Origin of the sequence: Hahella sp. HN01 (assembly GCF_018986435.1) — a bacterium.
Lineage (GTDB): Bacteria > Pseudomonadota > Gammaproteobacteria > Pseudomonadales > Oleiphilaceae > Hahella.
In genome coordinates this window covers 209,549-227,650 of record NZ_JAHMIN010000003.1, presented here as the reverse complement: position 1 = coordinate 227,650, position 18,102 = coordinate 209,549, and the positions used below count along the sequence as shown (strand labels likewise).

At 54.6% G+C, this 18,102-nt stretch carries 14 protein-coding genes; 6 read left to right on the top strand and 8 right to left on the bottom strand.

Annotated elements, in window-relative coordinates; translation table 11 throughout:
* Positions 1–327 precede the first annotated feature (327 nt).
* A complete protein-coding gene (locus tag KP814_RS04755; RefSeq protein WP_216735670.1) occupies positions 328–1,548 on the top strand; it encodes a hypothetical protein in 1,221 nt (406 codons plus the stop codon).
* A gap of 528 nt (positions 1,549–2,076) precedes the next feature.
* Positions 2,077–4,497, top strand: coding sequence for a DUF748 domain-containing protein (locus KP814_RS04750; protein ID WP_216735669.1), 2,421 nt, complete (start codon positions 2,077–2,079; stop codon positions 4,495–4,497).
* 59 nt (positions 4,498–4,556) lie between these two features.
* Here KP814_RS04750 and KP814_RS04745 read toward each other — a convergent pair whose 3' ends face one another.
* The 3 genes from KP814_RS04745 to KP814_RS04735 form a co-directional block, all read right to left on the bottom strand.
* Positions 4,557–5,924 carry a YihY/virulence factor BrkB family protein gene (locus KP814_RS04745; RefSeq protein WP_216735668.1) on the bottom strand — a complete coding sequence of 456 codons (1,368 nt, stop codon included), beginning with the start codon at positions 5,922–5,924 and terminating at the stop codon, positions 4,557–4,559.
* A 366-nt stretch (positions 5,925–6,290) separates the two neighbouring features.
* Positions 6,291–6,683: a RidA family protein gene (locus tag KP814_RS04740; RefSeq protein ID WP_216735667.1), complete on the bottom strand. Its 393-nt coding sequence runs from the start codon at positions 6,681–6,683 to the stop codon at positions 6,291–6,293.
* Complete coding sequence (locus tag KP814_RS04735) at positions 6,683–6,973, bottom strand: antibiotic biosynthesis monooxygenase family protein (protein WP_216735666.1); 291 nt, start codon at positions 6,971–6,973, stop codon at positions 6,683–6,685. The genes KP814_RS04740 and KP814_RS04735 overlap by 1 nt, the downstream gene beginning before the upstream one ends.
* Before the next feature lie 117 nt (positions 6,974–7,090).
* Here KP814_RS04735 and KP814_RS04730 point away from each other — a divergent pair, with 117 nt between their 5' ends.
* Positions 7,091–7,996 (top strand): LysR family transcriptional regulator, encoded by a 906-nt coding sequence (locus tag KP814_RS04730; RefSeq protein ID WP_216735665.1) that lies wholly within the window; start codon positions 7,091–7,093, stop codon positions 7,994–7,996.
* A gap of 65 nt (positions 7,997–8,061) precedes the next feature.
* Here KP814_RS04730 and KP814_RS04725 read toward each other — a convergent pair whose 3' ends face one another.
* Positions 8,062–8,481 (bottom strand): secondary thiamine-phosphate synthase enzyme YjbQ, encoded by a 420-nt coding sequence (locus KP814_RS04725; RefSeq protein WP_216735664.1) that lies wholly within the window; start codon positions 8,479–8,481, stop codon positions 8,062–8,064.
* 684 nt (positions 8,482–9,165) lie between these two features.
* Between KP814_RS04725 and KP814_RS04720 the strand changes: the two genes are divergently transcribed.
* Positions 9,166–9,516, top strand: coding sequence for a histone-like nucleoid-structuring protein, MvaT/MvaU family (locus KP814_RS04720; protein ID WP_127972969.1), 351 nt, complete (start codon positions 9,166–9,168; stop codon positions 9,514–9,516).
* 179 nt (positions 9,517–9,695) lie between these two features.
* Here the strand turns inward: KP814_RS04720 and KP814_RS04715 are convergent, their stop codons facing one another.
* Entirely contained in the window at positions 9,696–10,658 is a 963-nt protein-coding gene (locus KP814_RS04715; protein WP_216735663.1) for a D-2-hydroxyacid dehydrogenase, read from the bottom strand.
* A 206-nt stretch (positions 10,659–10,864) separates the two neighbouring features.
* Here KP814_RS04715 and KP814_RS04710 point away from each other — a divergent pair, with 206 nt between their 5' ends.
* Positions 10,865–12,715 (top strand): 7TM diverse intracellular signaling domain-containing protein, encoded by a 1,851-nt coding sequence (locus KP814_RS04710; RefSeq protein WP_216735662.1) that lies wholly within the window; start codon positions 10,865–10,867, stop codon positions 12,713–12,715.
* A gap of 14 nt (positions 12,716–12,729) precedes the next feature.
* Here the strand turns inward: KP814_RS04710 and KP814_RS04705 are convergent, their stop codons facing one another.
* Together KP814_RS04705 and KP814_RS04700 are read right to left on the bottom strand one after the other, a co-directional pair.
* Positions 12,730–13,602: a ribose-phosphate pyrophosphokinase gene (locus tag KP814_RS04705; RefSeq protein ID WP_216735661.1), complete on the bottom strand. Its 873-nt coding sequence runs from the start codon at positions 13,600–13,602 to the stop codon at positions 12,730–12,732.
* Complete coding sequence (locus KP814_RS04700) at positions 13,602–15,119, bottom strand: thymidine phosphorylase family protein (protein WP_216735660.1); 1,518 nt, start codon at positions 15,117–15,119, stop codon at positions 13,602–13,604. The genes KP814_RS04705 and KP814_RS04700 overlap by 1 nt, the downstream gene beginning before the upstream one ends.
* A gap of 224 nt (positions 15,120–15,343) precedes the next feature.
* Here KP814_RS04700 and KP814_RS04695 point away from each other — a divergent pair, with 224 nt between their 5' ends.
* On the top strand, positions 15,344–16,705 hold the full coding sequence (locus tag KP814_RS04695; RefSeq protein WP_216735659.1) for an MBL fold metallo-hydrolase RNA specificity domain-containing protein: 1,362 nt from the start codon (positions 15,344–15,346) through the stop codon (positions 16,703–16,705).
* A 23-nt stretch (positions 16,706–16,728) separates the two neighbouring features.
* Here KP814_RS04695 and KP814_RS04690 read toward each other — a convergent pair whose 3' ends face one another.
* Positions 16,729–17,781 (bottom strand): hypothetical protein, encoded by a 1,053-nt coding sequence (locus KP814_RS04690; RefSeq protein WP_216735658.1) that lies wholly within the window; start codon positions 17,779–17,781, stop codon positions 16,729–16,731.
* Between the last annotated feature and the right edge of the window lie 321 nt (positions 17,782–18,102).

Genomic DNA, 18,102 nt, shown 5'->3' with positions numbered 1-18,102 from the left:
CGGGCGCTTACATACACTTCTTCAAGCGCCCCTGAGCACGCCGATATTTCGTCCTAAAACGCCGCACAAAAAATGGGCGCCCTGTGGATAACTTTGTGGAAAAGCGGCTTGACCGAGCCGCTTTTCGCCGCCATTTCGACAAATGTGCAGCGGTCCGTATTTTAGGGCTTTCTTTTTCTTTTATTTTTCAGTCTATTATTGACTGCCTCCGAAAACGGCGGGCATGTTTCAAAACTTTGACGCTTCAACGCCACGTTCAATTAGTGTGCATAACCTATGACATTTTAATGACAATAGCGCGCCCACCTTTGCAGAGAGAGTGAAACGATGGATTGGCAGTGGTTACAGAACCCCGAGTTTTGGAAGTACCTGAGCATCCCCCTGGTCGCCGCGCTGATCGGTTGGAGCACCAACTGGCTGGCGATCAAACTGACCTTTTATCCCCTTGAATTCATTGGCTTTCGTCCCTTCCTCGGATGGCAGGGCATCATTCCTTCGAAAGCCGAAAAAATGGCGGTTATCAGCGTGGACTCCACCATCTCCAAGCTGGGAGCGGTGGATGAGCTGTTCGAGCAGATCGACCCGCAAGCGCTGGCCGGCCACATTGTCGCCGGCATATTGCCCCGGGTGGAGGAATACGTTGACGAAATCATGCTTTCAGAACACCGCACGCTGTGGGAAAACCTGCCGCAAGCCGTGAAAAACAAGGTCTACGAGCGCGTCCGCAAGAATGCGCCGCGCCTGATCGACAATCTGGTGAGCGACATTGGCCGCCAGATTGAGGAACTGCTGGACCTCAAGCACATGGTGACGGAGCGGCTGGTGGCGGATAAAGAGCTGCTGAATCGCATCTTTCTGGAATGCGGCGCCGCCGAGTTTCGCTTTCTGATCTACAGCGGCCTCTGGCTGGGGTTCGGCTTCGGCGTCCTGCAAATGGCGCTGTGGTACTTCTATTCCGTTGACTGGGTGTTGCCGGTATGCGGCTTTCTGGTGGGCTGGGCCACCAACTGGATCGCACTCAACCTCATCTTCCGTCCTCTCAACCCCGCCAAGGTCGGTCCAGTGACCATTCAGGGCCTGTTCCTGAAAAGGCAGCCACAGGTGGCGGCGACCTTCTGTCGTATCGTCACCCACGATATTCTGACCGTAGGCAACATCGTCAACGCCATGCTCAACGGCCCCAACGGCGCACGCACCCGCGCCCTGGTGAAGAAACACGTCAAACCTCTCGTAGACGTGACGACCGGCGTCGCCAAACCCATTACTCAAATCGCTTTCGGGCCTACCGCGTTCGCCGAACTAAAAAAGAAAGTCGGCGAAAAGGCCCTGGAGATATCCAAAACGGCTTTCAAAGACCCGCTTTTCAACGAAGAGCGCGCCATCGTGGTGGAAAACATCATGCGCACCCGCATGGAGGCGTTATCCCCGGAAGAGTTTCAGGACCTGTTGCGTCCCTGCTTCCAGGAAGATGAGATCAAATTAATCGCCATTGGCGGCGTATTAGGAGCGTTAGCCGGGCTGGCGCAGGTATTTTTTGTGTTCACTTGATCAAATTAACGCCAAAAACGAGAGGCGCACCACAAATTTATTAATACTTTTGGCCTATTACTTTTGACAAGTAATGTTATTTATCTACAATTACGCAAAAAGTAACAGAGTGTGACATTCATGGCGATCAATAACATTCCAACAAAGTTATCGCACAACGCCAGCTCAAAGGACCGACTGGAAAGACAGCTGTTCAGAGACGTACAGCGACTCATCCGGTACCTGGACAGCCGGAAGTCGTGCGGCTCCAGCAATCCTGCAATGGTCGAATCCTATGAAAGGATGATCCTTGAGCGTTGCGACGTGCTGGGCCAAATCTCGCGCATGTAAGCGCGCAAAAGGCTCAATGCCAACGGATGGCGTATTTCCCCTTGGATAGCCGCGCAGGACTGGCTAAACTTTCCGTAACCTTCTGACACGACTCGGCTTTCGGCGTTTACCCGCCTGCAGGTCGAAGACGGCGGGCGACGATTAAGAAAGACTCCGCTATTGCGCGGGAAGCCACGAAAAAATACCAAGGGCGCCGATATGCAGCGAATCATCCGCAGAACGTTAATTGCTCTGTTGAGCATTCTTTGTCTGTTGATTCTGGGGATATGGGGGCTCGGCCCCTACGTCGCCAAAGACGCGCTCACCAAATACTTCGCTGAGCACAACGCAGAGTTTTCTGCGGAATCCCTCTCCATCAATCCCTTCACTTCCGAGATCAACGGCCGTGGCGTCAAAGTCACGACCCCACGAGGATTAGAACTCAAGTTCGAAGCCCTGCAGGTCTCCGCGCAGTTGACGCCTTTGTTTGAAAATACCGTGGTCGTCGACAAAATCGCGCTGGACGGCCTGCATCTGAATATCGCCCAGGAGCAGGAAGGCTGGCGCGTCGCCGGAGTGCTGTTCCCAACGGGAGCCGAAGAGTCTCCGGCCCCTGCCCAGGAATCAGCCGGGGAAGACTGGACGATCAGCCTGCCCTCTATTCAGTTGCGCAATTGCACACTCAATATCAGCCGACTGCCGCCAGCGGGCGCCGCCGATCAAGCCCCCTTACAAGACGAGATTCGCCTGTTCAGCCTCAACCTGAAAAACATCAAAGGCAAAGGCGCGGAGTGGAACGGTTTCGCTGATGTGATGACTCAGGTGAACGGCGCCGATATCGTTCTCGCCACCGAGTTTCGCGTCGGCCCGGACAAGTTCGTGCAGTGGCTGGACATCAGTTCGCTCAAGGCCAGAATGCAGCAGTTCGCCCATTATCTCCCCGCCGATCTGCGCGACAGCAACGCCAGCCTGGACCTGAATGCGGAAATCGTGGTGGATTGGCGCAACGGCGCTCTGACCCTGACCACAACCACCAAAAAGCTGGATATATCTCAGGTCGACGTGAAGCTTAAAGATATGACCATCGAAAGCGACATCACCAGCATCGATCTGAACCCACTACAAATCAGCATCGCGCCGGAAGGCGAACCGGAAATCGCCTTCAACGGTAAGATCCACAGCGGTAAAACCCGCGTCAACGACAGCGCCGGACGCTATATCCTGGCGGGCTGGGACAAACTGGATCTAACGCCGGTCTCCTTCAGCATGGACGAGGCGCTTAACGTCAAGGTGGATCAGATCAGCTCACAGAATCTGGTGCTGTCGCGCTCCGCCCTCGACAACGAAAAGCTGCCGCCGCTATTGCAGGCGGGCACCCTGTTTGTGTCGAATGTGGAAGCCAGCGACAAACGGGCGTTTATCGAAATGGTGGAGTTGAGCGACATCCGCTCCAATGTGCATCTGGATAAAGAACGCAATCTGATTACCCTGGCGCCGCTTTCGGCGAACGCTCCTGCAGAAGAAGAGGCGTCGCAAACGCCGCAAACCGAGGCACAAGCCACCGCTGAAGCGCCCCCTGCCCCTGCGGACGATGCGCCGGAAAGTTCGCCATTCAATCTGGTGATCAATCAAATCTCCGTCAAAGGCGACTCCTTGCTCAGCTTCACCGATGAAGGCGTGAAGCCGCCTTTTCAGCAGGATATCCGCATCAACTCTCTGGTCGCTGAAAGCCTGACCACCGAGAACCCGGAACAGGCGTTCCATATCACCATGGAGGCGCAGACTGACCAATACTCCAAAATTCAGTCCGACACGCGCATCTGGCCATTCGCACCCAAGCTGTCCCTCGACACCCGCACCAATATTGCGGAAATAAACCTGCCGCCGGTATCGCCTTACCTGAGCGACGCCTTGGGTTATGACATCAACAACGGACAGTTTGATATGAACCTCGCCATGACCATTGATGAGGGACGCATCAGCGGCGACACCAAAATCATGCTGCGCGGCATGGATCTGGGGGCGGACAAAAACCCTGACGCCAGCACCGTTCAACAAGGCGGAGCCATACCCTTAAACGTGGCGCTGGGAATGCTGAAGGATGGTAATGGCAACGTGGAACTCGCCATGCCGCTGTCCGGGGACGTTGACAGCCCCAGCTTCGGCTGGAGCGGATTTGTCGCTCTGCTTGCGCAGAAAGCGATATTCGAAGCCGCCAGCGGCTATCTCATCAAAACCTTCGTGCCCTACGCCAATGTCGTCACGGTAGTGAAGTTCGCGGGCGAGCAGGCGCTGAAAGTCCGTATTGAGCCACTGCCCTATCAGGCTGGCCAGTCTGACGTCGGCCCAGAGCAACAGGCGTTCGTCAACGAATTCCGCCAATTGCTGCTGGACAAAGAGGACATGCAAGTGAAAACCTGCGCCATCGTCGCCCCCGCAGAACTGAACTATCCGTCCGACACGAAAGCCCTGACGGTAGAACAACTGAAGACGTTAAAACAGTTGGCGGAGGATCGAGGCCAGAAGTTCAAAGCGAAGGTGCTGGAAGGCGGAAAGATCGCCTCCTCCCGCATCCTGCTGTGTAATCCTGAAGTGGAAAAAGACAGCGACGGCAAAGGCCGCATCGAATTCGAAATCTAAGGGAGCCTCAGGTTGTTTTCAGAGATCCCCTAAGGTAAAGGGCGCTAACGCGCCCTGGCTTAACTCGCCGCTCTCTCCGGCGGCGTCGCCTCTCTGACGACAGTTTCCTCTCCCCGCACCCAGGACGCCAGGGTCATCTGTCCAAGCGATGCTTCCATCGCCGCCGTCACGCCCTTGGCGATAGCGTCCACGGACTTATCCGAATAGAGTGAAGCAGGCAGACTGTGCTCCGGCGAACGCAGCACGTGCATCAATTCCGCCAGGGTAATGCGGTCCAAAGGCCGGGCGGGAATCAGAGAATCCGCTTCGTCTCCCATAATGGCCAATACGCCCTTCTTCAACAGTTTGTCGATGATGCGCTGAATAGTCTCAGGGCCTACCGATAAGGTGTCCTCCAGGTCAGAGATGCTCTCGCCTCCTCCCTGCTGATCGAACTTTTTCGCCACCTTATAAACCAGCGCCAGTCCCGTACGCTCGTCAATCACCGCACAGGGACGCACCCTGCGCTGCCGGGTAATCTGATGAGAATGCTGGGCGTAAAACGCCACCGCCGCCCCCATCAACAGGATCAGCCAGGAGATGTACAGCCAGATCAGGACCAGAATGCCCACCGCAAATCCCGAGTAGATCGCTTCATAGTTGGAGGTGCCGACCACAAACTTGGCGAACACATAGCCCGTCGTCTGCCAGGCGATCCCCGCGCCTAACCCACCAATAAACGCATACCGGGTGCGCACTTTGGTATTGGGGATAAAGCGGTACATAAAAGTGAACAGCGCCACGATGATGACATAAGGCGCCATCCGGGTGGCGAGAGAGAACAAACGCCCAAAAGGTTCGATGCTCAGGACGGTTTGCGCCACGTCCGTGCCCACCAAAGTCGCCGTGGCGCCCATGGCGGAAAACGCCAGCAACGGACCGACGACGATGACGCTGAGGTAAGAACTGAAGCGCTGCGCCAAAGAGCGGATCTGCGACACTCGCCAGATTTCGTTAAAGGAACGCTCCACTTTCTGCACCAGAGAGATGACCGTGTAGATCAACAACCCCAGGCCTACCGACCCCAGCACGCCGACTTTGACGTTATCGACGAACGCGAGCACGTTCTGCACCAGTTCCGGGCCTTTTTCCCCAAACGCCTGGAAAACATTCTCCAGCAACGGCTCCAGCTGATTATGGACGCCAAATCCTTTCAATACGGAAAAGCTCAGCGCCAGCAACGGCACAATGGAGAGCAACGTCGTGTACACCAGTCCCATGGCGTGCAGCGTGATATGGCCGAATAACACATCGCGCACCACCGCAAACAAGACGCGCGCACTGTGCCACAACACTCGCATCATGCCGCCTGCGGCGCCGCCGGTTTCATTTTCCCAAAGCCAGCGATCCAATCGCGACACCCAGGTTTCTATCGTCGCTTTACTCATAGTTGTTCTCATTTTGCGCCGAATTCAGACATATCAGGTTGTTCAAAAGCAGCCATCCTGTGTTTGTTCTCTCCAAATTGTAGCCGCCGCCCCGCGCACGCCGCCATGCAGGCGCCGCTCGCCATTGCATGGCGTACGTATGACATAAAAATGGACGTCTTGAAAGGCTTGTCGGAAAAGCCCGGTAAAAACATTGTATATCAATGAGCTGGTTCGTATGTACGCCAAATGTCCTGCTTTCAATGCCAGGATGTTCGCGACGTGATAGGGATGGGATAAGGTTGTGTGGCGCAGGCTAAAACAGGAAAAGGGCGCTTTCTGGTAGCGCCCAATTTTCAAATCACAGTTGCGGATGAAACGGCCGGATTAAAACTGTTTCGCAGCCTCCGCTTCGATTTCCACCCGCCAACGTTCATCGAACAACCCTTGCACAAACAACAGGGTGGTCGGTAAACCGCCAACATCGAAAGGCAGTCTTTGCTTGGCCTTCTGATAGTCCGCCAGGTCCTCGCGGCGGATCAGGTAGAGTCTCACGCTCACCAGATCCTCCATATCCATGTGGTTGGCCTGCAAAACACCCCGCAGATTTCGCCACGCCAACACAATCTGCTCCTCCGCGCTCTCAGGGACCTCTCCCTTTGCGTCAATGCCCAGCTGCCCCGCGATATGCAGATGCGTCGAGCCTCGGGGAACCACTGCGCACTGGTGATAGTTGGCGGCGGGAGGAGGAACCGAATCCGGGCTCCAGATAATGTTCATCAGACTTCCCTCGTCAGCATGGTTATGGCGGGGGATTCCGTCAGCATGGCGTTCAGACGGCCAAAGTCGCCGATGTCCTTACGCCACAAAATGTAGGCGTCAAAACGTTCTGGGTGCGTCCACTCCTCCAATAGAATCAACGTAGTCTGAGTCTGATCTTTTTCATACAGATGCGTGGACAGATTACCTGCAAACGTACGCGTGGCGGGAAGAATCTCTGCAAAGAAGTCCTTTACCTTCCGGGCATTTCCGTCTGCCGGCCGCAATTCAAACTGCACTAATATCGCCACTTTTTTCTCCTCGTTTTATGCACTCACACTGGTTGGGAGAAAAGTTTAATTACTTTATAAAATCGATAAATAAACTAATATTTCAAAGATAGTCTTATAAAAAAGAACAATTAAGTCATGAAAACAGAATTTCACCGCATGCAGGTCTTCGCTCAAATTGTTGAATCCGGCTCCATCACCAAAGCCGCTGAGCAACTGGATGTTTCAAAATCTGTGATCAGTCACCACCTGCTGGGATTGGAGCAACATCTGGGCGTCAAACTACTGACCCGAACCACCCGCAGGCAGTCTCTTACGGAGGCGGGAAAGCGCTTCTACCAACGCTGCCTGGAAATGAAAAAGCTGATGTCCCTCGCCGAGGAAGAAGTGCGCGAATCCAGCGCGGACCTTGCGGGAGTGATCACCGTTACGTCGCCCCACACTCTTATGACTCACTTAATTGGGCCCGCCATGTGCGAGTTCATGCAACGCCATCCGCGCATCGAGCCCCATTTGCTGGCCAGCGATATGCGCCTCAACCTGATCGAGAAATATATCGACTTGTCAGTGACTGTCGGCGAATTACCCGACTCCAGCGCCAGAGCCGTAAAAATCGGCGAACTGGAGCAAGTGCTATGCTGCGCGCCGGCGTATATGCAACGCCAACGGATATCTCCTCCAATTGCGTCAATGGAGTTTCAAAATTTCGACTACATCGCCAATCAATGGGAGGGCGTCAATGTAGAGCGCAGATTCTTTGTCGGTAAAGAACAGAACCTGACTTATCGTTTCCGCTCCACTCGGGTCGGCGACAGCGTTCCCACTATTCGCATGATGACGCTGGCCGGACTCGGCGTCGCCTGCCTGCCCAGGCTGGCTATTGAGGAGGAATTAAAAAGCGGACGACTGACTCGCCTGACGCCGGAAGGCATGACATTGAAAGCTCCGCTATGGATTGTTCATAACTATGGTTTACAGATGCCGACGCGAATCAGGGCTTTCATTGATTTCGTGAAAGCCAAAGCGGAGACACAGACTTTCTGACATGAAGGATACGGCCGTTATATAAAGCAGGCGCACTTAATAGAGCGACTATTGTCTATTACGCTCTATTCGCCCCAAATAGTCGCCACCACTTTCCTCACTCCGCCATGATTACGGTGTTCACATAGATATATACCTTGCCATGTTCCGAGATTAAAACGTCCATCGGTGATCGGCAAACTAACGCTGCACCCCAACAGGCTGGATTTAAGATGAGCCGGCATATCATCGGAACCTTCATCGAGATGACGGTAATAGGGTTCATTTTCTGGAACTGCGTGATTGAAGTAGCTTTCAAAGTCCTGGCGAACGGTTGGGTCCGCATTTTCATTTATCGTCAATGACGCGGATGTATGCTTTATAAAGAGCTGCATCATCCCAACTCTGAATGTCTTGAGTTCTGGAAGTTCTCGCGTAACTTCATCAGTGATCAAATGAAATCCCCGTTGTCTGGGCTTCAAGCGTATTTCTTTCTGCAGCCACATATATCCGCCATCTCAACTCGAATTGCTTCAAATGGGAACTTTACCACAGGCCAACAGCGAACGCCTGAGGTTCCTTGAGCATTACCGTATTGCGTTTTTTACAAGCTCCAGTTCTGCTACATATACGGTTCCTTCTATATCAGAAGCAGTCTTCAGCGGTATGCTGGTTGGATTCAGGATCAAGATATTGGGGGAAACAAGCTTTCCGGTTTTCAACTTGGATAGATTAATCCAATTCGCCTTTTTCTACGTAAGCTGACGCCCGGTGTAAATGGCGTATTGCAACGCCCCTACATAAATTTGAAATCTCACTGAAGGCTTCTCTCAACAATACAGTCCATATAAATCTCAGAGATTATCTGCGCACACCGTCCTTCGCCACCTGCGCTATCATCCGACACAATGACGCCTCTAACCTAATGCCACGCCTGGATTTTTTTAGCGCCACAATAGAGAGATCACTCTAATTTAAAACCACCTGAACATGAAAATCAGAGCCCCGACAGCAGCGCTTTGCGACGAAAGAATGAGACAGTGGTCATGTACTTTTAATATTTACGACGAAAGTTATTTGCCTCTTATTAACATTCGATAATAATATTTCTTATAATTTTCTGGAAATTTAAACTGTTAACGACTATAAAAACCAGAACGCCGTTGTTGCATTAACCAGAGGAGATAAGAATGAAAAAACTAAACGCTTATAATTCCGCAAAAGCTGAGCTTGAGGCGCTGCAAAAAAGGATCGAAAGCCTGGAAAAAGACGAAGGCCTTAAGAAAGAGCTGGAGTTTAAAAAGAAGCTTGAAGATCTGATGGCCAAATACGACGTCAACTTGGACGATGTATTGAAGATGTACGGCAAAGAAAAGACTTCGCCGAAGCAAGACAAGCGTCGTGGCAGCCGTCCTTTAAAAGTGTATAAAAACCCAAAAACCGGTGAAGTTGTTGAAACCAGAGGCGGCAATCACAAGTTGCTGAACGAGTGGAAACAAAAGTTCGGTAAAGAGAAAGTTGAAAGCTGGCTGGTCGCATAATTAACGCCAGTTATATTGCCGGCCCTAAGCGTCGCGCAACAGCGTAATAACAATAAGGACGTACTATTTACCGCTAATCAGAATGATTGAAGTCGCTAGCCCGGAATGCGCTGGCGATTTCTGACGTCGCAACTTTTATAAAGCTGCGACGTATCCTTCCAGAGCTGTATCTCTACTTGCTATAAACGCACTTGCCGTTCTTCACGATGGGCGAATGCCGCAATATTGTCTCCCGTTTTATCCACCAGTCGTTGTCTCGCTTCCCGACTGGCCCAGGCGCAATGCGGCGTAATAATCAGATTGGGAATATCCTGCGCCAATAATAGATTGCCATTAACCGGCGGCTCTTCCGTCAGCACATCAAACCCGGCGCCGCCAAGACGACCGTTACGCAGCGCATCCGCCAGCGCCGCCTCGTCCACCAGGCCGCCACGAGCCGTGTTAATCAACAGAGCGTCAGACTTCATCAAAGCCAACTCCACAGCGCCAATCATATTGCGCGTATCTTCGGACAACAGGCAGTGAAGACTGAGCACATCCGACTGAGACAACAGTTCCGCCATCGGCAGATATTTCACGCCATCCCTGACGCCAGGCTCAGTTCCCGGACGGGCGCCGACTTTGACTTCCATGCCGAAGGCTTGCGCCACCGCGCCGGCGGCCCGCCCCAGGTCGCCGTATCCGACAACGCCGAATACTTTGCCGCTTAGCTCGCGAATAGGGTAATCCATCAGACAAAATTGTCGGGCTCGCCCCCAATCTCCCCGCTCCACCGCGGCAGTGTAGCGCAGCAGGTTATTCGACAGCGCCAGCACCATGGAGAACACATGTTGAACAATGGTGGCGGTTCCATAATGAGCGACATTCCTGACTTCCACGCCATGCTTCTTCGCCGCCGCCATGTCTATGTTGTTCACACCAGTGGCGGTGACGGCGATCAGCTTTAATTCAGGGCTGCCAACCATGTGCGCTTCATTCAAAACCACTTTGTTGACAATAACGATATCCTTGCCGGCAATGCGTTCAGCCACTTGCTCCGGGGTGGTCGCCGCGTAGCTGTCAAAGGTGGTCACATGTTCTTTTAATGAGTCCAGACTGACGTCCGCGCCCAGACTTTCGGCATCCAATATCACAGCTTTCATGAAGATAAGTCTCCCCTTTCCGTATTCCGGCTCTACAGGATTCGATAACATCGGCTATAAATTGTAAGAACAATGACAACAATACCCATCGAGCGCGGGAACTTTTCAAAATCGTGAACTTTATACGCTCTTTTCGGGGGCTTATTCAATGCGCCCGCCAGCGCCGCCAGCATGGAGCGGCTTCACCCCTTCTTCGCAGCGCAGCCATGTGCGGATTATTCCTGCTGTGCGCGCAGGCTTTTGCTTCGACCTATAACTCCATTCAACTCACTTCCCGCCAAGAACGTCTGGAGGTCGCCCCTTATCTCTGGTGGGTGGCGGAAACCCATGGGGTAATTAAAATCCAGGATATTCTGGAGCGCAAAACCGCCCCGATGGGATGGCGGCAAAACAGCCGCTTCGATCCTAACTTCGGTCTCGATGTATCGCCGCACTGGTTTCGCTTCAGCGTCACCAACGCCGGCGCCGAACCCGTGGAGCGCTGGCTGGAAATCAGTTATCCGGTGTTGGACGACATCAAGGTCTATCTGACGGAAGAAGAAAAAATCGTCGAAGCCTATCACAGCGGCGACACGCTCAATTTCAGCGAGCGCCCCGTGTTTCACCGCAACTTTATTTTCCCGTTCAAATTCAAGCCGCACAGCAAGTCGACGGTTTATATCCGCATCGACACTCAGGGCGCGCTGGAATTACCGGCGGATCTCTGGTCTCCTACCGCCTTTGTACAGGCGGACCAGTGGAAGCTCGCCGCCCAGTTCCTCTTCAGCGGCATCATGCTGGCCATGGCCGCTTACAATCTCGCCCTGGGATTCGTTATCCGCGATCTGACCTTCGTCCATTACGTGGGTTATGTTGTGTCCATCGCGATTGTGCAACTGGCGCTGCATGGCACGCCGTTTCAATTTATCTGGCCGCATTCGCCGCAATGGAATCAGATCAGTCTGGTATTTTTCATAGGCTGTAGCGTCACCTTCGCTTCATTGTTCGGCTATCGATTTCTCAATCTCAACGTGCGCGGGGGAGTCCTGCCGTACATCGGCATCAGTTGCGCCTTTTTCGGTCTGGTCTGCTGTGCGCTTGCGTTCTCCGCCAGTTACGCCACCGGCATCAAAATAGCCGTGCTGGCCACCGGGGTGGTGTCGATAACCTGGCTGGTCATCGGCCTTCTGCAATGGTCGCGCCGCGAGCCCACCGCCGCCTACTTCACCTTAGCCTGGGCTGTCTTCCTGTTTGGCAATATCGCTATTTCTCTGGAGAAAATCGGGCTGATTCCGAATCTGACGATTATTGGATTCATGCCACAGATAGGCGCCTGCCTGGAAGTGATGATTTTCTCCCTGGCTTTGGCGCAACGCATCAATATTGAACGCCGTCGCCACATCTCCATGCGCGAGCTGGCGCTGCATCGCGAACGCAGCGCCCGGGAGGCGGAGCAGTCAATGCTGATGGCGCAGCAGCAAGCCAACGACGAGTTGGAGCGCCGCGTCGCCATCCGCACGGAAGAACTCAATGAGGCGATGAAAAAGCTGTCTGTCGCTCATGAGCAGCTCAATGAAATCGCCACGTTCGATCAGCTCACCCAGTTGAAGAACAAGGCCAGTTTTGAACGCGTGCTGATGCAGGAGTGGAGCCGCTGCTCCCGCTCTATCTCCGCGCTGTCACTGGTATTTATAGATATCGATCGCTTTCAGAGAGTTAATCAGCAGTTCGGGCAATTCGCCGCCGACACCTGTCTGCAGGTTATCGCCAAGTTGATCAGTTCGATGGCGCGCCGCGCCGGAGACAGCATTTTCCGCTATGAAGGGGATTGTTACGTGCTGGTGCTGGCGCATTGCTCCGCTGAGGGCGCCCTGCAACTGGCGGAGCTGATTCGCTCACGCACGGAAGCCACCTTGATACAGGTGGATGAAGCCCGCTTCAGCGTCACTATCAGTATCGGCCTGTCCAGTGACATTCCCAGCCAGGGCTGGGAGCCGCAGGACTTGATGGAACGCGCCCGGGAAGCTTTGGCCGAAGCAAAAATGAACGGCGGCAACGGCGTCAGCTTCCGCATGTGACTAGCGCAGGCGGATCAGCGCTCCTGTAGCGCCTGCAACAACAGTTCGCCAACATCAATGCCATTGGTGGCGTGAATCACGGTATTACAACTGACCGTCCGTTCGATAGGCGCCGCCTGGATCGCGTGATAAGCGTCGTCCGCGAACACGGCGTGTACGCCAATGCAGACAGGGCGATGCAGACCCGCCGCCACCAGTTCCGCAGCGGCTTCAATCATAGTGCGCCCGGTGGAAATGATATCGTCCACCATCACCGGCGAATACTCCCGGTACTTCTCCGCATTCGTGGCGTCGATAATGACGTCTTTGTCGCCCAGGCGGGTTTTGCTGAACACCAGACGGTCACACCCCGCCAACTCCGCCACATGGCTGACCCACTGATCGCTTTCGCTGTCCGGCCCGACGATGACCGGCTTGTCCAGATGCGTGCGAATCCAGTCCGCAATCGCCGGCGCCGCCGCCAATGAGCGGGCGGGAATCGTGTAAAGATCGTCCAGTGAGTGATAACGATGCAGATGAGGGTCAATCGTCAGCAGGCGATCAAAGTGGGCGGAAATCATGCGGGCGAAATAGCGCGAGGTCACGCCCTCGCCGGGATGAAAGCGAATATCCTGACGCATGTAGGGCAGATAAGGCGCCACCAGGGTGATATGCTCCACGCCCAGATCCCTCAGGGTGGCGGCGAATAACAAAACGGGCAGAATTTTCTGATCCGGGTTGGAAAGATCAGCGCACACAATCGCCTTTCTCGGTGTTTCCCCTTCGATGCGAATATAGGTTTCGCCATCGGGAAACTGTCGCATTTGGTAGTTACCGACGTCCATCCCGGGGGCGGCGGCGAGTCTCTCAGCCACCGGATGCCCCGGCGCCAGGTTGTAAAGCAACATTATAGACTTTCCTCTTCTATACGGATTTCATTGGGGTGATCGCGCAAAAAGTCCAGTGCGTACGCCAGTTCGCCAGGCGCTTCCGCATAGATGCTGAACAGCGGGTCTCCCACCCTCACCTTTTGCCCCAATTTAACATGGAAGTCCACACCCGCAGACGGGTTTGAGGGCGCTCCCGCAAGTTTCGCCAACTTGGACACGAAACGGTTATTTACGAAGGAAACCACTCCAACCCGATCGGCGGTGGCTTCATAACAGTGCGGCGCCAGCGCTGGCTCATGGAATCCCCCCTGCGCTTCGCAAATAGCCATGAATTTGTTTAACGCTGCGCCGGACTCCAGTGTTTCTCTGGCGCGAGCGACGCCGGCGCCATGGCTGGCGACGCCGCCTATCTCCAGCAAACGTCCGGCCAGCGTCAACGCCCGTTCGCGCAAATCAGACGGCGCTTCCGCCTGATTACGCAGCACCGCCAATATGTCCCGCGCCTCCAGGGCCGGCCCAATGCCTCGGCCGACCGGCTGCGCGCCGTCAGTGAACATCGCCTCTACCTGAATGCCCAGCTTCTCTCCGGTATAACGCATATGGGAGGCAAGACGCTCCGCATATTCCGGGCTGCGCACTTTGGCGGTCATGCCGATAGGAATATCTATCAACACATGGGTGGAGCCCGCCGCCACTTTTTTGGAAATGACCGAGGCCACCAGCTGCCCTTCGCTATCCAGATCCAGCGCCCGTTCGATGCGAATCAGCACGTCGTCCGCCGGACTCAGACTCACTGATCCGCCCCAGGCGATGCAGCCGCCTTCCTGCTCCACCACTTTCTTCATTTGCGCCAGAGAAAGGTTCACCGGCGCCATCGTCTCCATGGTGTCGGCGGTGCCCGCTGGCGACGTAATGGCGCGGGAAGATGTCTTCGGCATGCGCAGGCCGCAGGCGGTGACAATGGCGACCACAATCGGCGTGGTGCGGTTGCCCGGCAGACCGCCGACGCAATGCTTGTCCATGATCGGCGAGGTTCCCCAGTCGATGCGCTGGCCCACCTTCACCATGGCGCTGGTGAGCGCCGCCACTTCATCCTGGTTCAAACGACTACCGGCGCAGGCGGTGACAAACGCCGCCAACTGTACGTCTGAATACAGTCCGCCGGCGATATCTCTCACCACCTCGTCAGCGCTTTCCTGAGTCAGCGAGGCGCCATACAGTTTGCCGCGCACATGGCTCATCGAGTCCACCGCTTTGGTGTGACTGAAATAAGCCACCTCGCCGTCCTCCGCATCCAGCAGGCGCCAGGCGGCGTCGGACAAACCCGCCTCCTGGTGCGACAACCAGCCGTCGGTGACCTGATTAACCGTCGCAATGATGCTGCGCTTGTTAGTGGTCACCCGTACCCGAGAGTGCGCGTTGAAGCCTTCCGACCGACATACGTGGCAATCCTGCCGCATATACACCACCGGTTCCTGATGGGTGTTAATGCCGATCCGCTTAAGAAATAAATAATTAAGTTCGCGTTGCTGCATAGTGTTTTCCGCAAATTGTTCGAACTTCGCCCCGACAGGTCCGCGCTGGCTCCGCCAACTGTTTCATTGTCGATGGACTAAGATAATAACAGGCTACATCAGGGCGCATCTAAGACCAGTGTAATAAACACGAGTACGGCTTATCTGCGTTAAGTCAAAAACCCAAGCTCACTCCGCCATTACAGTAGACGGAATGCTTCTTTAATTCCTCTGGGAGTCTCACAATGCATCTAAAATTTCTCGGCGCGGCGGGTACGGTGACAGGGTCTAAGTATTTACTTAGTGAGGGCTCCGGAAAATTTTTGCTGGATTGCGGTCTGTATCAGGGAGTGAAAGCCCTGCGTGAGCGCAACTGGAAACCCTTTCCCGCCAAAGCGTCGGAAATCAAGTCGGTAGTGCTCAGCCACGCCCATCTGGATCACAGCGGCTACATCCCCGCACTGATGAAACACGGTTTCAAAGGCAAAGTCTTTTGCACTCCCGCCACCTACGCGCTGGCGAAGGTACTTCTGCCGGACTCCGGTTTTCTACAAGAAGAAGACGCCCGTTACGCCAACAAGCGCAAATTTTCCAAGCACAGCCCCGCATTACCTTTGTACACAGAGAAAGACGCCTGGGAAGCACTGAAGCATTTTGAAACCGTGGACTTCCATGAGAAGTTTTCCCCTATCCACGGCGTTACTGCGGAAATACATCGAGCCGGACATATCCTGGGCGCAGGTAGCGTACAACTGAGCGGCGCCAAAGGCTCTATCGTATTTTCCGGCGATCTGGGACGGCAGGAAGACCGCATCATGTATCCGCCGGAAACCATTGCGGCGGCGGACTATCTGGTGGTGGAGTCGACATACGGCGACCGTCTGCATGACAAAGTCGATGTGCGCGCGCAGCTCAGCGAGGCGATCAACGCTACCGCCAAACGCGGCGGCATCGTTTTGATCCCCTCCTTCGCCGTGGGCCGCGCCCAACATCTGCTTTACTTAATCCAGTTACTCAAGGCCGACAACAGCATCCCCGACCTGCCAGTATTCCTCAATAGCCCGATGGCGATAAGCGCCACCGAGATTTTCTGCCACTACCACAAAGAACACCGCCTTACTGCGGAGGACTGCGCCCTGATCGACCAGGGCACGCACTTTGTCCGCACCGTAGAGGAATCGATAGAACTCAATCGCAAGAAGTTTCCCTGCATCATCGTGTCAGCCAGCGGCATGGCCAGCGGCGGTCGGGTGCTGCACCACCTTAAGACCCTGTTACCCGACCATCGCAACACAATTGTGTTCGCCGGATTCCAGGCGCCGGGCACACGGGGAGACGCCCTCACCCATGGCGCAGAAAGAGTCAAAATTCATGGTGAATATTTCCCGGTGAAAGCGGAGGTGATCAACCTGGAAAGCCTCTCCGCGCACGCGGACTATGCGGAGATTCTGAGTTGGTTAAGAGGCTTCAAGCAGCCTCCCCGCCACACTTATGTCACCCATGGCGAAAGCGTGGCGTCGGATACGTTACGCTTACGCATCGCGGATGAGTTGGGCTGGCGCGCCTCAGCCCCGGAATATCTGGATGAGGCGCAACTGGAGATCTAGTCTTCAATCGTCCATGCGTCGCTTTACTCGCGTGGGCCTTCCGGCAGCGGAAGCAGTTTCGCCTCTTCCGAGGACACTATAGCGATGGCGACAACGTCATTGCTCTGCTCAGGGTGAAAACGACTCCAGTTATCCTGCGCCCTGGCGATGGCGATAATCTGCGACGGCGGCGTCTCTCGCGCATATTTGCGATTGAAGCTTTTCAGCGAATCGCAAAAGTAGCCGTTACAGATATCCGAACGCATTTCCCGTGGGAGACTGCAGCCTTTGTTTGTGTGATTGATGCATGAGCCGCGTATGGACTTGCCGGATAGTTTATCCAGATAAAGCTGTAGCACATGGCGAGGTCGCAGCTCGGGATTTTCCCGCATAAAACGCCGAATAACGCTGGCCGACAGATAAGCGTGCTCACGCCCACTGGTGCAACAGCCACCTTTGCACATGGTGCACAGATGCATGTTCATATTGGCCAGAGTTTCAGAGTGCTCCAAAGGCTTATTGTTGGCTTTAGAGCGCGCGCGGCTGGCGAGATCGTCGTCCGTATCCTTAAAGCCGTGCATGCAGGCTTCACTGATGATTTGCGTCAGGAAATCGCGGTACTGCCGAATACGATGTTTCGGCAACGTAGTGAGACGGGTCGGCGCAGTGGGAATAGTGACCGGGGCGCCTTCGGGGTCCAGGCCTTCCGACTTGGCGAGCTGGGCGTATAGCGCCTGATTCTGCTTCGCTTCCTCCGCGCTTTGCGTTTCTATCCGCCGTTGCTCAGCTTCTGCGATGACTTTTCTTTCCTGCATCCGCTGACGGTGAAATTTCACTTGTGCGTCAAACAAGGCTGGTGGGGTGGCCGCCCGGCGCTCAGCCAGACGTCGACATTCCGGGTTATCGCAAGTGAGTTCCGATGACGTCGCCGCGCCTATCACAACGCGCTGCACAGCCAGACCGCAAATAAAGCAACTCTTGGCGCCATGGCTATTTACGACGCCATGACTGTTTATGACGCCACAGTTGTTGGCGCCACCAGATTTGTTGGCGCCGCCATGCGTATTTACAAACGCAGCGCTGGGCAATGAAGACACGAACCACCTCCTACCGTCACACCGGGCGAATGCGACACCGGCCTGACATGATTATTGTGAAAATCCTCTAACAGTTTCGCGTTCAAATGCTGACGTCGCCGACAGCCGCGTCGATGCAAAACTGCACATTTGCGAAAACGCCTGAACTACATCTATACGCGGCAAAATAATGAATATCCAGTCACGGGCACAGTATTAAATCCGCGTTAGAGTCACCTTTATCGATATAGCGCCCCAGAGTACGCCTCCCTCGGAAAGTTATTGACCCGGGTCATACGCGCAAACACGGCATAAGTTATGCTCGGAAAGACAGGGATAGAT

Coding starts and splice junctions, on each gene's coding strand:
- KP814_RS04755 (WP_216735670.1), top strand. CDS start 328: ATGGATTGGCAGTGGTTACAGAACCCCGAGTTTTGGAAGTACCTGAGC.
- KP814_RS04750 (WP_216735669.1), top strand. CDS start 2,077: ATGCAGCGAATCATCCGCAGAACGTTAATTGCTCTGTTGAGCATTCTT.
- KP814_RS04745 (WP_216735668.1), bottom strand. CDS start 5,924: ATGAGTAAAGCGACGATAGAAACCTGGGTGTCGCGATTGGATCGCTGG.
- KP814_RS04720 (WP_127972969.1), top strand. CDS start 9,166: ATGAAAAAACTAAACGCTTATAATTCCGCAAAAGCTGAGCTTGAGGCG.
- KP814_RS04740 (WP_216735667.1), bottom strand. CDS start 6,683: ATGAACATTATCTGGAGCCCGGATTCGGTTCCTCCTCCCGCCGCCAAC.
- KP814_RS04705 (WP_216735661.1), bottom strand. CDS start 13,602: ATGTTGCTTTACAACCTGGCGCCGGGGCATCCGGTGGCTGAGAGACTC.
- KP814_RS04715 (WP_216735663.1), bottom strand. CDS start 10,658: ATGAAAGCTGTGATATTGGATGCCGAAAGTCTGGGCGCGGACGTCAGT.
- KP814_RS04700 (WP_216735660.1), bottom strand. CDS start 15,119: ATGCAGCAACGCGAACTTAATTATTTATTTCTTAAGCGGATCGGCATT.
- KP814_RS04710 (WP_216735662.1), top strand. CDS start 10,865: ATGTGCGGATTATTCCTGCTGTGCGCGCAGGCTTTTGCTTCGACCTAT.
- KP814_RS04695 (WP_216735659.1), top strand. CDS start 15,344: ATGCATCTAAAATTTCTCGGCGCGGCGGGTACGGTGACAGGGTCTAAG.
- KP814_RS04725 (WP_216735664.1), bottom strand. CDS start 8,481: ATGTGGCTGCAGAAAGAAATACGCTTGAAGCCCAGACAACGGGGATTT.
- KP814_RS04730 (WP_216735665.1), top strand. CDS start 7,091: ATGAAAACAGAATTTCACCGCATGCAGGTCTTCGCTCAAATTGTTGAA.